The following is a 13,911-nucleotide window of genomic DNA, read 5'->3' as shown; positions in this document are numbered from 1 at the left end:
CCGGGCTACCCCTGGTGGGGGTAGCGGTGGTCGGTGGCCGGCACGAAGGTCTCCTTGATCGTGCGGGCGGACACCCAGCGCTGCAGGTTGAGCGCGGAGCCGGCCTTGTCGTTGGTGCCGGAGGCGCGCGCGCCACCGAAGGGCTGCTGGCCCACGACGGCGCCGGTCGGCTTGTCGTTGACGTAGAAGTTGCCGGCGGTGAACCGCAGCGCGGTACTGGCCTGCTGCACAGCGGCCCGGTCAGTGGCGATCACCGCGCCGGTCAACGCGTACGCCGACCCGGCGTCGACGGTCGTGAGGATGTCGGCGTAGCCGTCGGGGGTCGCGTCGTCGTAGACATGCACCGAGAGGATGGGCCCGAAGTACTCGGTGCGGAACGCCTCGTCGGTCGGGTCGTCGCCCAGCAGCACGGTGGGGGAGACGAACCAGCCCTCGGAGTCGTCGCAGCTGCCGCCGGCGCCGATGGTCAGGCTGCTGATCGCCTTGGCGCGGTCGAGTGCGGCCGCGTTCCGGTCGAAGGCCCGCTGGTCGATCACGGCGCCGCCGAAGTGAGAGAAGTCGGTGACGTCGCCGTAGGACAGCTCCCGGACCTCGGTGAGGAAGTCCTCGCCCATCCGCGCCCACACCGACCGGGGCACGAACGCCCGCGAGGCCGCGGAGCACTTCTGGCCCTGGTAGTCGAAGGCACCGCGGATCATCGCGGTCCGGAGCACGTCGGGGTCGGCGGAGCTGTGCGCGACGATGAAGTCCTTGCCGCCGGTCTCCCCGACCAGCCGCGGATAGCTGTCGTAGTGCGCGATGTTGGCGCCGACCTGGCTCCACAGGGTCTGGAACGTGGTGGTGGAGCCGGTGAAGTGGATCCCCGCCAGCCGCCGGTCGGCGAGGGCGACCTCGGAGACCATGGGACCGTCGCCCAGCACCAGGTTGACCACGCCGGCGGGCAGCCCGGCCGCCTCGAGCAGCTGCATGGTCAGGTAGGCGGCGACCGCCTGGGTCGGCGACGGCTTCCAGAGCACCGTGTTGCCCATCAGCGCCGGCGCGGTGGGCAGGTTGCCGGCGATGGCGGTGAAGTTGAACGGGGTGATCGCGTAGACGAACCCCTCGAGCGGGCGGTACTCGACCCGGTTCCAGACCCCGGCCGAGGAGACGGGCTGGTCGGCCAGGATTTGCCGGGCGAAGTGGACGTTGAAGCGCAGGAAGTCGATCAGCTCGCACGGGGTGTCGATCTCGGCCTGGTAGGCGGTCTTGGACTGACCGAGCATCGTCGCGGCGGCGATCCGCTCCCGCCAGGGGCCGGCGAGCAGGTCGGCGGCCCGCAGGAAGACCGCGGCCCGCTCGTCGAAGGGCAGCTCCCGCCACGCGGGTGCCGCCGCGGCCGAGGCTTCGACTGCGTCGGCCACGTCGGCCGAGGTCGCGTCGGCGTAGCGGCCGAGGACGGCGTGGTGGCGGTGCGGCTGCACGACGTCGACGACCGGGCCGGCCGCCGTCCGGTGGACGCCGCCGATCACCTGCTGGATGTCGGTCGGGGTGCTGGCGAGCTCGGCGAGCTCCGACTCCAGCCGGGCGCGTTCGGGGCTGCCGGGCGCATAGTCGTGCACGGGCTCGTTGGTCGGTGCGGGCACCAGCGTCACTGCGTCCACGGCAGGGCTCCTTCGGCGTTCGTCAGTAGTTCGGCGTTGTCAGTAGCGTGGTCGACCGGCGAGGGGGTCGTCGGGCGAGGACACCATTCAAGCCCACGCCCGCCGGTCGGTCACCGGCGCGACCGCGGCCAGACCAGCAGCGCGGCCACGCCGATCGCCGCGAGGGAGGGCAGATCAGCGACGGTCAGGCCGTGGTTCTTGGTGAACACGATCAGGACAGGACCCTCGACGGGTCCGTTGACCAGGATCCACACCACCGCCACCAGCACGAGGACGACCGCGGTCGCCACCCGCCGGTCCGTCGACCGCCGCACGCGGGTCTCGGTCGTCGACATGGTGGCACCCTTCCCGGCAGACCCGCTGCTCTTTCGGGCAGCGATTCGGACGAGCCTACCGACCGTGAGCCCGCCGCACCGCTGACCGATGCTCCTTCGATGGTGATTCCCGTCTCCTGGGGGCGGCACGGCGCGACCGCGGAGCGTTTCTCAGCGGCCAGGTGGCTGCTCGGTCGTGCAGCTCCCTCGCGACCCCACCTGCGCGATACAGCCAAGGCGCTTATGGTGTGCGTCTGTGCCTGTCCGGCACGTCTGCTCGGGGCCTGATCAGGACTGGAAGCTGCCCGTGACCCGTAGGTTCGTACTCCTCCTGCTGACCGCTCTCGCGCTGGTCGTGCCGTCCCAGCCGGCGGCCGCCAAGACGCTGCCCGTCGTCGACATGACGGCGCTGGACGCCGCCGCTCACGTGGAGGGGTACCGCGGCAACCAGCCGGCGCTCGGCGACGACCCGTCCACCATCCTGGTCCAGCAGGCGCTGACCAAGAAGGGCTTCACGGTCGAAGCCGACGGCGAGTACGGCCGGGCCACGACGAAGGCCTACACCAAGTTCCAGCGCTCGCTCGGCTACAAGACGATCGACGCGAACGGCGTCCCCGGCCCCGAGTCCCTCGCGGTGCTCGGCGCCGGCCGGTTCACGGTGAGCCACGTGGTGCAGGTCGGCAGCCGCTCCGACACCTACTACGGCAAGAGGGTCAACACCCGGACCCGGCAGATGCTGGTCGCGGCGGACGCGGCGGTGCCGTGGAAGCTCCGGCTGGCTCAGGGTTCCTACTGCGGCCTGGTCAAGGCCCGCTGCGCAGCGGCGTCGGCGGGCACCCACGACGGCGGCGGTGTCGTCGACGTCAGCGTCAAGGGGATGTCCACGACCCGTCGGTGGCAGACCGTGCAGGCTCTACGCCAGGTGGGGTTCGCGGCCTGGCTGCGGACGCCGAGCCAGTGCGGCGGCTGCTGGAGCGCCCACATCCATGCCGTCGCGATCGGGGACACCGACGTGTGGCAGCGCAACGGCAAGTTCACCAACCGTGACCAGGTCGCCGACTACTTCGTCGGCCGTAACGGGCTGTCCGGGCACAAGCGCGACAACACCCCGACGAAGTACCGGGTGCCGTTCACCACCTGGGAGCAGTACGCCGGTCTCTGACCCGCCCGGTCGCCTCCGCCCGCGAGCCCTCACGGGACTGTCCCGTGAGGTGGGACAAGAGCCGAAATGCCCCGGCAGAATCGCAGGTGCAGTAGTTCAGTGCGTGGGTCAACGTCGCGTCGATACCCGGTAACGGCTATTTGCGCCTGTTGAAGGAGCAACGTGAGCTACCAAGAATTGGTTGGACGACTGCACGACGAGCATTTCACGTCGCAGAACTACTATCACCGAGGGTGAGGATGGCGCCTGTTGGCACGACAACACCTAATGGAGCAGTGAACGCCGATACCGTACTCTGGCCTGCTGCGTCAGCTCGCCTAGCTCGGAACGGAGCCGTATGTGCGGTTGGCCTCTGATCTTCCCTCGCAGTCGGTCCCTCCGGGCAGGCTGCGCATCCATGCGGACGGTTGGTACATGAACCTGGTGGACTCCGGACTGGAGGTGCCACTCGTTGAAGCGTCGAAGTGAGGTCGCGGCACTTGAGTACGTTTCACGTCGCCTGGCCACATCTCTTGCTGACCAGCTCCGACTTCGGCCTCGATGAGCTGTGGCGGGCTCACCGCGTCATGGACCGCGCTCACGCGACGACCTTGCCGGGGTTCAGGATGCCCGCCGGGTCGAGCGCGCGCCGCAGCGCCTGGTGCATCGCGACCACCGCCGGATCGAGCTCGGCCAGCAGGCCGTTCCGCTTCAGCAGTCCGACGCCGTGCTCGCCGGTCACCGTGCCGCCCGCGGCCAGGGCGGCCGCGATGATCTCGGCGAAGGCGTCCTGGGCCCGCCGCCGGGCCCCGTCGTCACCGGGCGGGGTGACCAGCAGCGGGTGCAGGTTGCCGTCGCCGGCGTGCGCGATGTTGGCGATCAGCACGTCGTGCCGGGCGGCCACCTCCTCGATCGTCGCCAGCATGGCCGGTACGGCGACGATAGGCACGCAGACGTCCTCGGTGAGCACCGGGCCGAGGCGCTCGAGCGCCGGGTAGGCCAGCCGCCGGGCGGCGAACAGGGCGTCGGCCTCGTCCGGGTCCTCCGAGCGGGCCGCCCAGGTCGCGCCGGCAGCCGTGAAGCAGTCGCGCAGGACGTCGGCCTCGAGGTCGCCGGCGGCGCCAGGGGCGTCGACCCGGGCCAGCAGGATGGCGGCGGCGTTGGCCTCCAGCCCGAGGTGCTTCCAGTCGTCAACCGCCCGCAGGCAGTGCCGGTCGAGCAGCTCGAGAGCCGACGGCGTCACGCCGCTGCGGGTGACCGCGGTGACGGCCTCGCCGGCCGCGACGAGTGAGGAGAAGAACCCGACGACGGTCTGCTCCGGCGGCCGGGCCGGCCGCAGCCGTACGGTGATCTCGGTGACCAGGCCGAGAGTGCCCTCGGACCCGACCAGCAGGGCCGCGAGGTCGTAGCCGGCGACGCCCTTGGCGGTACGCCGACCGACCCGGACCAGCTCACCGGTGCCGGTGACCACCTGCAGGGCCAGCACGTAGTCCCCGGTCACGCCGTACTTGACGCAGCAGACGCCGCCGGCGTTGGTGGCGACGTTGCCGCCGATGGTCGACCAAGGCGAGCTGGCGGGGTCCGGCGGATACCACAGCCCCTGCTCCGCGACGACGGCCCGCAGCCGGTCGTTGACGACGCCGGGCTGGACGACGGCGTACCGCTCCAGGGGGTCGACGGCCAGGATGGCGTCCATCGCCTCGAAGCTCACCACGACCGAGTCGGCCGTCGCGTTCGCACCGCCCGACAGCCCGGTGCCGGCGCCGCGCGGCACCACCGGTACGCCGTGCTCCAGGCAGACCCGGACGACCGCCTGGACCTGCTCGGAGGTGCGGGGCCGGGCCACGGCCAGCGCCGGCTCGTACGGCGCCCACTCCGCCTCGTCGTGGCTGTAGCGCTCCACCGACGCGGCCGCGGTGACCAGGGCACCCTCCGGCAGGACGGCGGCCAGGGCCCGGCGGACCTGGTCGGCCCTGCCGGAGTGGGGAGCTGTCCTAGGGCCGCGGCTGGCTGTGGTCGTCACGCCGTCCGACGCTACTCCCGCCTAGGACTGGCTGGCCTTTTCTGCCGATCGGCGACCACTGGAGAACGCTGGCGAGGGTGACCCGGCGGGACGTCTTGCCGTGGGGGTGCTGCTGGGTGACGGGCTGACCCTGACCAGCAACCGGGCCGCTCGCGACCAGGTTCGCAGGCTTCTCAGGACTCAGTGATCCTGACCATCCAGGCGTTCACCTCGGCGACGGCAGCTTCGAGGGACAGCTCGATGCTGCCCGAGGCTGCGGCACGGGTGAAGTCGCGCACCCAGTGGTTGTGGGCCGTGACGGTTGGCGGCCACGGCCGGTTAGGCCGACCCAACTGGTCGGCCTCGTGAGCACGGGCTTTGAACACCGCGACACTAGCCTCACGGACGTCCGGCAACGCCGGGTTGCCGGTCGCGGCGGCAAGGTCGCGGAGCAGAAGCAGGTCAACGACGTCGCGGGCACGGTCGTTGATCGAGGTGGGCGGTTCGTGCGGATCGGAGACTGCGTCCAGCTTCTGGGCGATCTGGAACCGCATCGCGATCCCCACCAGCCCATCGGGATTGGGCAGGCCGAAGCCGCCAAGCGGTAGCGGCTCGATGACCTCCTGCTCGTTGCCTATGCCGGCTTCGTCAGGTGAGACCTCGAACTGGATGCGCCGCCACGTCACGCCACGCATGTCGAGGATGATGTCGAAGCGGCGCGGCTTGATGATCTTGGTCGGCACGTCAATGACCTCGACCTCCCCGCGCCGCAGTCTCAAGGGTCCCCACGGCTCGTCGAGCACATTTTCGAGGGCTACCAGGAACGCCTCTATGTCGCCTCGGATCAGGCCGTCGACGTCCTTGGTTGTGCGCGCCGTTGCGTTGAGCCTGTGTTGGAGCAGGGTGCCGCCCTTGAGCAGGAACAGTTGTCGGCCATCCGCGTCAAGGGCGCGCTGCACTGCAGCGATGGCGACCGACGAGGCAATGAGCCAGCCAAGCCGTCCACCTTTGGCCTCGTCGCCGAGCTGGCCCTCGGCCTGGGCGATCCACAGGTTCAGGACCCTGGCCGAGGATGGCTGCATCGTCTTAGGCCTCAATGTTGCCAACAGGGCTGCCAGCCGGGAACCGATGTATTCATCGGTCATGCCGTGCCTCCAACGCCTTGGCCAGCGCGTCACGCTCGACCGTCTTGAGATAGCCCTGCGCGTGGCCGCGCTCAAGCGCCTGTCTCATGAGATAGGTGGGCGTTCCGGAGGAGATGCACTGCGCAACCGCGGTCGTGGGTGTGACGGTAGGGATCTCCTGCCACCACCCGACTTGAGAAGGCGCAAGGTCCTCGTGGTGAATGACGTAGTCCTCCCCGCCGGTACGCCGAAGCCGCCGCTGTTTGCCGACGGTGACGTGGATGCGGTCGGGGTTGACGTCGCTGATGCCGTAAGCGTCCAGGGCGGTTTCATGCGACAGCGCTGCCTCAGGCACCCGCATCCAGAGGACGGCGAGCATGAGGTTGTCATGCTCACCCACCGGGTACTGCGGGAACCTGTAGACGCCATGCGCTGCCCGCTCTAGCGTTCCCCGGTGGACGAGCATCTGGACTGCCTGCTTGTCGATGCCAGCGTCGGTCGCCTGCTGAGCGGTGGCGAAGCCGTGCTGCGAGGTCGCGATTTCCCACAGCTTGTCCCGGGCGAGCGGCTGCTTCATGGCAAAAGTATAACGTTAAAGTAATACTACTGCCAACACCGCCAGGCGCTTGAGTCTGCGGCACGTGTGAAGTGTTCTGCCGCCAGGTTGGCAAGATCACTGACGCCGCAGGCATCCAGGGCAGTCGTGCTGTCTCGGGCCTCGGGTCAAGAAAACGGCGAGCATGAGTGCGTCAAACAATAAAAAGCGCCTCTGACGAGACCCTCGTCAAAGGCGCTTTCGATAAGTAGCGGGGACAGGATTTGAACCTGTGACCTCTGGGTTATGAGCCCAGCGAGCTACCGAGCTGCTCCACCCCGCGCTGTTGGGTTAACTGTAGGTGACGTCCCGGGGCGGGGACAAATCGGCCGGGGTCGGGGCGGCGGTCAGTCGACGTCCGGCACCAGGTCACGGGCCTCGTCAGGGTCGAGGCCGGTCAGCTCGAGCAGGTCGACCACGATGGAGCGGGTCTGGGCCAGGATCGCCACGGCCGACAGGGCGTGCGGCAGGGGTAGGTGCGCGCTGATCCGGCCGGCGGCGACGAGCTCGTCGCGGGCCTGGACGGGCAGCCGGCCCTCGTCGAGGTCGACCGCCATCGCCCGGGCGGCGCCGGCGACCCGGTCGATCAGCTCGAGATAGCCGACCGGGACGTGCTGGCCGCGCCAGACCAGGGTCACCGATCGGCGGGCGAGCACGCGCAGGTTGCGGCTGGCGCGGTCCAGCGGCTCGAGCAGGTCGGCGTACTGCTGGACCTCCGACAGCTGGCCGCGGCGGAAGGGGGAGTGGCGGACGACCGCGAGACCCTCGCTGTTGGCCTCCGCCAGCTGGGCGAGCTGACCTTCGGTGGCCCGGGCACGTTCGAGGACGCGGTCGGCCGCCAACTCGTCGTCGAGCCGCAGGGCCTCGACCGCCGCGTCCAGCGTGCTGGCCATCTCCCGCAGCATCTGGGCCGCCAGCGTGGCGGGCTTCCGCAGCGGCGAGCTGGGCGCGATGGTCGCGACCACCAAGGCGATGACGCAGCCGACCACGGCGTCCAGCCAGCGGGCCAGGCCCTGCTGCGCGCCCGGCAGCACGATGGTGACCACGATCGACTGGACCGCCGCCTGGGTGATCATCAGCTGCCCGGCGCCCAGCAGGCTCGCCAGGACCATGGACACCCCGACCACCACGATGACCTGCCAGACGCCCGTGCCGAACTCAGAGACGAACAGGTCGCCCACCCCGATCCCGACGGCGACGCCGACGGCCAGCTCGACGCCGCGACGCATCCGGTGCCCGAACGTGCCGCCCAGGCAGATGATCGCGGCGATCGCGGCGAAGAACGGCTGCTGGTGGGAAAAGACGGCGCTGGCCAGAAACCAGGCCAGGCCGGCCGTGACCGCGGTCTGGACGATCAGGAACGAACGACTGCGCAGCCGGGTCACCCGCTGCTCCAACGACCTCCGGCCGAGCCGGGTGGTCCGCTCGCTGACGTCGAACGCGCGCAGCTTCATCCGCTGCACCGGGGAGCTGATCTCAGACATAGGGACATGATCATGCCCCGACGCTGCGAACCGGTGCTCCGGGAGTGCAGACTAAGCAACCGTGAACTCACCGATCCGCGTCACCGTATGGGGCGAGAACTTCCACGAGAACAGCGACAGCGACCGAGCCGGGATGGCTGAGCGCTATCCCGACGGCATGCACGGCGCGATCGCTGCCGGGCTCCGCGAGCTGCTCGGCGACCAGGTGGAGGTCCGCACCGCCACCCGCGACCAACCCGAGCACGGCCTGACCGACGACGTGCTCGCCAGCACCGACGTCCTCACCTGGTGGGGCCACGTCCGGCACGCCGAGATCGACGACGCGATCGTGACCAAGGTGCAGCAGCGGGTGCTCGGCGGGATGGGCCTGCTGGCCCTGCACTCGGCCCACTTCTCCAAGATCTTCATCCGGCTGATGGGCACCTCGTGCTCGCTGGCCTGGCGCAACTCCGCCGACACCGAGCTCGTCTGGAACGTCTCGCCCGGCCACCCGATCAGCCAGGGTGTGCCGCAACCGATCGTGATCGAGGAGCAGGAGATGTACGGCGAGTTCTTCGACATCCCGGCTCCGGACGAGCAGGTTTTCCTGTCGACCTTCTCCGGCGGTGAGGTCTTCCGGTCCGGCTGTACCTGGCGCCGCGGTCTCGGCAAGGTCTTCTACTTCTCCCCGGGCGACCAGGAGTACCCCGTCTACCACCACCCCGACATCAAGCGCGTCCTCGCCAACGCCGTGCTGTGGGCCCGGCCGGAGGTCACCAGCTTCGTACCGCCGGCGGTGGTCAACGAGCCGGCGCCCCAATTCAGGGGAGCCACCTTTGCCGGCGCTCAGGCCACCGCTGTCGAGGCGGCCCTGTGAGCGGAGCGACGTTGCGGGCAGGCGTGATCGGGCTGGGCTGGGCGGGTCAGCAGCACATGGCCGCGTACGCGTACGCGCCGGGGGTCGAGCTGGTCGGCCTCGCCGGCCTGGAGGCGGACGCCCTGACCAGCCTCGGTGAGACGTACGGGATCGGTGCCGACGGCCTGTTCCCCAGCTGGCAGGACCTGGTCAGCTCGGGTGGGCTGGACGTCGTCAGCATTGCCACCCCCACCACGCTGCACGCGCCGATCGCGGTGTCCGCGCTGGACGCCGGCCTGCACGTGCTGTCGGAGAAGCCGATGGCCGAGAACGCCACGGTAGCCCGGACGATGGTGGAGGCGGCCGAGCGCAACGACCGGGTCCTCGACGTCTCGTTCAACCACCGCCGCCGCGGCGACGTCCAGGCGCTGAAGAAGATCGTCGACGCCGGGCTGCTGGGCCAGATCTACTACGCCAAGGCCGGCTGGCTGCGCCGCGAGGGCATCCCGGGGTTGGGCAGCTGGTTCACCCGGCGCGCCACTGCGGGTGGTGGACCCCTGATGGACATCGGCGTGCACATGCTCGACATGGCGCTGTACCTGCTCGGCGAGCCGGGTGTCCGTTCGGCCACGGCCGCGACGTACGCCGAGTTCGGCCCCCGGGGTCGCGGCGGGTCGACGAGCGGCACCATGGTCAAGACCGGTGTCCAGGAGGGGGCCTTCGACGTGGAGGACCTGTCCACCGCCTTCCTGCGGCTGGACGGCGGCGGCACGCTGCTGCTGGAGTCCAGCTGGGCCTCCTACATCCCGCGCGACCAGGCCTACGTGACGCTGTACGGCTCCGAGGGCGGGGCGAACGTCGAGTTCGGCGGCACCCTGGCCGACCCGTACCGGGCCCTGAGCATCTGGACGGAGAAGGACGGCGTGCCGGCGCTGCTGCAGCCGAACGTGCCCCCGGACGGTGGTCACCAGGCCGCCGTGCTGGACTTCCTCGACATGGTCGCCGCCGGCGACTCCACCTCCTACCGCGGACACGAAGCGCTGGCCCGGGCCGTGGTGGTCGACGCTTGCTACGCCTCCGCGGAGAAGGGCGGGGAGGTCCTGCTCTGATCCTCCGACCCGCTCAGGGCGCCGGATCTGGTTCGGGACTTTAGTCCCAGCCTGCTCACCAGGCGCAGCAATCTCATCCGGTCGCTGGCGTGTCGGCTTGACATAGGGCAGTGTGTCGCTTCCTGGCCGACAACGAACGGACTCTTGATGCCCGCCCGCATGTTTTTCCTCTTTCGCGACCGGAGCCGTGCGGGACGGCTCGTCGGTGGTCTGCTGGCCCTCGGACTGCTCGCGGCGCCGGTGCTGAACGCGCCGGCAGCCTCGGCGGACACGGCGGTGAAGCCGGACGGCGGCAGCTTCACCATCCTCGGTGCCGGATATGGCCACGGCTACGGCATGTCCCAGTACGGCGCGTACGGGGCGGCGAAGAAGGGTCTGACCTGGAAGAAGATCCTGACCTTCTACTACCCGGGCACCAAGCGCCAGACCCTGGCCAAGGCCACCACCATCCACGTCTGGCTGACCGCGGACGACGACGACAGCCTGCGGGTCGCGCCGGCGCCCGGCCTCAAGGTTGCCGACCGGAGCGGCCACCAGCTGACCCTGCCGACGGGTACGGGCTACACCTCCTGGCGGATCTCGCGCTCGGGTGCCGGCTACAAGCTCGCCTACCGCAACGCCTCAGGCAGCTGGAAGACCAAGGCAACCGCGCTCGACACCTCGACCTGGACGTTCTCGACCACGGCCAAGGTGGTCAAGGTCGTGCTGCCGAACAGCAGCAAGTCCTACCGCGGCTCGGTCAAGCTGGTGAAACGCGGCGACGGCGGCCGGACGGTCAACACCGTGCGGCTGGAGGACTACGTCCGCTCGGTGGTGCCCTCGGAGATGCCGACCTCCTGGCTGGCGAACGCCGTCCGGGCCCAGGCGGTCGCCGCCCGCTCGTACGCGGTGCGGCTGCGCGACTACTACGACTACACCGGTTACGACATCTGCGACACCACGGCCTGCCAGGTCTACGGCGGCATCTCGCGCGAGAACACCGGCGGCGACGCGGCGGTCAAGGCCACCGCGGGCGTCATCGTCACCTACCAGGGCAAGGTCGCGCTGACCCAGTTCGCCTCCTCCAACGGTGGCGCCTCGGCGAAGAGCAACCTGCCCTACCTGACCGCTCACCCCGACCCGTACGACGGCGTGATCACCTCCCAGGCGTGGACGCGGACGATCACCGCCACCAGCATCGCCCGCCAGTGGTCCTCAGTCGGCACGGTCAAGAAGCTGCAGGTGACCAAGCGGGACGGCTCTGGCCGGTACGGCGGTCGGGTGACCACGATCAAGATCATCGGCACCAAGTTGACGCTGAGCGTGTCGGGCTCGAGCTTCCAGTCCCGGTTCGGGATGCGCTCCACGCTCTACAAGGTGAGCTGAGGTTGGCCGTCGCGTGATCACGGGCTTCCGCATCGGCCACGTGACGGCCGACGAGCCGGGCTGGCTGACCGGGACCACCGTGGTGGTCGCCGAGGGTGGCGCGGTCGGCGGCGTCGACGTCCGCGGCGGGGGACCGGGGACCCGCGAGACCGACCTGTTGGAGCCGGGCACGCTCGTCGAGCGGGTGCACGCGGTGGTCCTGACCGGCGGCAGCGCATACGGGCTCGCGGCCGCCGACGGGGTGATGGAGGGCCTCGAACGGCGGGGGATCGGCTTCCCGGTCGGCCCGGACGCCGGCCAGGTCGTGCCGATCGTGCCGGCCGCGGTGATCTTCGACCTGGGTCGCGGCGGCGACTTCGGTCACCGGCCGACGGCCGACTTCGGCCTGCGCGCCCTCGAGGCGGCCACCGACGACGACCCGCAGACCGGCTGCGTCGGCGCCGGTACCGGAGCAACGTGCGGCGGGCTGAAGGGCGGCTTCGGCTACGCCGAGCAGCGACTGCCGGACGGGTCGGCCGTAGCCGTCGCGGTGGTCGTGAACGCCGTCGGCTCGGTGGTCGACCCGCGGACGGGACGGCTTTGGTCCGACCCGGACGAGCTGCTCCCCGCCCCGACCGACGCCGAACGGGCCGCGCTCGCGGCCGCGGCGGCCGACCCAGCACCGTCGCTGGCCACGACCATCGGGGTCGTGCTGACCGACGCGACCCTGACTCCGGCGCAGTGCCGCAAGGTGGCGGCGGTCGCACACGACGGGATGGCCCGGGCGATCCGTCCGGTGCACTCGATGCTGGACGGCGACACGATCTTCTGTCTTGCCTCCGGCGAGCGGCCGGCGGAGACCGACCCGTACGCAACCGTCGGCGCCCTCGACCTGCTGCTGGCCGCAGCCGCCGAGGTCTTCAGCGCTGCCTGCCGGGACGCCGTGGTCTCGGCCACCGGGCGCGGCCCCTGGCCGGCGTACGGCGACCTGGTCCGTGGCGTCCGGAGCGGGCCGGGCTGAGATTGACTGGGTCGTCGGGACCGAGGTTCCTAGACTGAGCGGCTTAAGGCGTCACACGCAAGACAGACGAGGAACCCTATGAAGGCACTGCTGCTGGAGAACATCCACCCCGAAGCCGTACGGGTGCTCACCGAGAACGGGATCGAGGTCGAGACGGCCAAGGGCGCGCTGGACGAGGCGGAACTGATGGTGGCCGTGCAGGACGTCGACCTGCTGGGGATCCGCTCGAAGACCACCGTCACCGCGGCCGTGCTCGAGGCGGCTCCGCGGCTGATCGGCGTCGGCGCCTTCTGCATCGGCACCAACCAGATCGACCTCGCCGCGGCCGCCGGGCGCGGTACCGCCGTCTTCAACGCACCCTTTTCCAACACCCGGAGCGTCGTCGAGCTGGTCATCGCCGAGATCATCGCGATGGCCCGCCACCTGACCGACAAGAACTCAGCGATGCACGCCGGCGTCTGGGACAAGTCGGCCAAGGGTGCGCACGAGGTCCGTGGTCGCACCCTCGGCATCGTGGGCTACGGCAACATCGGCAGCCAGCTGTCGGTCGTAGCCGAGGCGCTCGGCATGCGGGTGCTGTTCTACGACGTGGCCGACAAGCTGGCGCTCGGCAACGCACGGCGCTGCAACAGCCTCGAAGAGCTGCTGAGCCAAGCCGAAACCGTCACCCTGCACGTCGACGGTCGGGCGGGCAACGCCGGTCTCTTCGGCGCGGAGCAGTTCGCCATGATGCGGCCGCGCAGCCTCTTCCTCAACCTGTGCCGCGGCATCGTCGTGGACCACGAGGCGCTGCGCGCGCACCTGGTGTCCGGCCATATCGCCGGCGCGGCGCTGGACGTGTTCGCTGAGGAGCCGAAGGCCGCCGGCGACCCGTTCGTGTCCTCGCTGCAGGGTCTGCCGAACGTCATCCTCACCCCCCACGTGGGCGGTTCGACCGAAGAGGCGCAGGAGGACATCGGCCGGTTCGTGGCCGCCAAGCTCGGTGACTTCGCCCGCGCGGGCACGACGACCATGTCGGTCAACCTGCCCGGTGTGCAGGCCGACGAGACCCCCAACCGCAGCCGGATCCTGCACGTCCACCACAACGTGCCGGGCGTCCTCGCCACCGTGAACGGGGTGCTCGCCGACTTCGGCGTCAACATCGAGAGCCAGACGCTGTCCACCCGCGGTCAGCTCGGGTACGTGGTCACCGACATCGGCGGCCGGTTCGACGACGCGCTGCTGGACAAGCTGCGCAGCCTGCCCGAGACGGTCCGGCTGCGCATCATCGGCTGAGGCCGAGAGGCGACTCCGAAACAATCT

At 70.1% G+C, this 13,911-nt stretch carries 11 protein-coding genes, 1 tRNA gene and 1 pseudogene; 6 read left to right on the top strand and 7 right to left on the bottom strand.

Annotation, left to right across the window (positions count from 1 at the left end):
• Nucleotides 1–5 precede the first annotated feature (5 nt).
• Both pruA and ACFE76_RS13480 read right to left on the bottom strand, forming a co-directional pair.
• A complete protein-coding gene (pruA, locus tag ACFE76_RS13485) occupies nt 6–1,640 on the bottom strand; it encodes an L-glutamate gamma-semialdehyde dehydrogenase (protein WP_375432276.1) in 1,635 nt (544 codons plus the stop codon).
• 110 nt (nt 1,641–1,750) lie between these two features.
• On the bottom strand, nt 1,751–1,975 hold the full coding sequence (locus ACFE76_RS13480; protein ID WP_375432275.1) for a hypothetical protein: 225 nt from the start codon (nt 1,973–1,975) through the stop codon (nt 1,751–1,753).
• Between the two features lie 286 nt (nt 1,976–2,261).
• Between ACFE76_RS13480 and ACFE76_RS13475 the strand changes: the two genes are divergently transcribed.
• Entirely contained in the window at nt 2,262–3,116 is an 855-nt protein-coding gene (locus tag ACFE76_RS13475; protein WP_375432274.1) for a peptidoglycan-binding protein, read from the top strand.
• 577 nt (nt 3,117–3,693) lie between these two features.
• On the opposite strand, the gene ACFE76_RS13470 is transcribed toward ACFE76_RS13475, so the two are convergent.
• The 5 genes from ACFE76_RS13470 to ACFE76_RS13450 form a co-directional block, all read right to left on the bottom strand.
• The gene (locus ACFE76_RS13470) at nt 3,694–5,118 is read right to left on the bottom strand and encodes an FAD-binding oxidoreductase (RefSeq protein WP_375432273.1); all 1,425 of its coding nucleotides are present in this window, start codon (nt 5,116–5,118) and stop codon (nt 3,694–3,696) included.
• Between the two features lie 173 nt (nt 5,119–5,291).
• Nucleotides 5,292–6,242 carry a nucleotidyl transferase AbiEii/AbiGii toxin family protein gene (locus tag ACFE76_RS13465; RefSeq protein WP_375432272.1) on the bottom strand — a complete coding sequence of 317 codons (951 nt, stop codon included), beginning with the start codon at nt 6,240–6,242 and terminating at the stop codon, nt 5,292–5,294.
• Nucleotides 6,232–6,798 (bottom strand): type IV toxin-antitoxin system AbiEi family antitoxin domain-containing protein, encoded by a 567-nt coding sequence (locus ACFE76_RS13460; protein WP_375432271.1) that lies wholly within the window; start codon nt 6,796–6,798, stop codon nt 6,232–6,234. The genes ACFE76_RS13465 and ACFE76_RS13460 overlap by 11 nt, the downstream gene beginning before the upstream one ends.
• Before the next feature lie 227 nt (nt 6,799–7,025).
• A tRNA-Met gene (locus ACFE76_RS13455) sits at nt 7,026–7,099 on the bottom strand.
• A gap of 64 nt (nt 7,100–7,163) precedes the next feature.
• Nucleotides 7,164–8,300 (bottom strand): aromatic acid exporter family protein, encoded by a 1,137-nt coding sequence (locus ACFE76_RS13450; protein ID WP_375432270.1) that lies wholly within the window; start codon nt 8,298–8,300, stop codon nt 7,164–7,166.
• Nucleotides 8,301–8,361: 61 nt separating this feature from the next.
• On the opposite strand from ACFE76_RS13450, the gene ACFE76_RS13445 reads away from it, so the two are divergent.
• The 5 genes and pseudogenes from ACFE76_RS13445 to serA form a co-directional block, all read left to right on the top strand.
• Entirely contained in the window at nt 8,362–9,156 is a 795-nt protein-coding gene (locus tag ACFE76_RS13445; protein WP_375432269.1) for a ThuA domain-containing protein, read from the top strand.
• Nucleotides 9,153–10,244 carry a Gfo/Idh/MocA family protein gene (locus tag ACFE76_RS13440; protein WP_375432268.1) on the top strand — a complete coding sequence of 364 codons (1,092 nt, stop codon included), beginning with the start codon at nt 9,153–9,155 and terminating at the stop codon, nt 10,242–10,244. Before ACFE76_RS13445 ends, ACFE76_RS13440 begins: the two co-directional genes overlap by 4 nt.
• A gap of 159 nt (nt 10,245–10,403) precedes the next feature.
• Nucleotides 10,404–11,609, top strand: coding sequence for a SpoIID/LytB domain-containing protein (locus tag ACFE76_RS13435; RefSeq protein WP_375432267.1), 1,206 nt, complete (start codon nt 10,404–10,406; stop codon nt 11,607–11,609).
• A 13-nt stretch (nt 11,610–11,622) separates the two neighbouring features.
• Entirely contained in the window at nt 11,623–12,609 is a 987-nt protein-coding gene (locus tag ACFE76_RS13430; RefSeq protein ID WP_375432266.1) for a P1 family peptidase, read from the top strand.
• 69 nt (nt 12,610–12,678) lie between these two features.
• Nucleotides 12,679–13,884: pseudogene (gene serA / locus ACFE76_RS13425) on the top strand (phosphoglycerate dehydrogenase); the annotation flags it as partial.
• Nucleotides 13,885–13,911: the final 27 nt, after the last annotated feature.

Source organism: uncultured Friedmanniella sp., assembly GCF_964244005.1.
Classification (GTDB): Bacteria; Actinomycetota; Actinomycetes; order Propionibacteriales; family Propionibacteriaceae; genus Microlunatus.
This window is presented reverse-complemented; position numbering and strand designations above follow the sequence as displayed.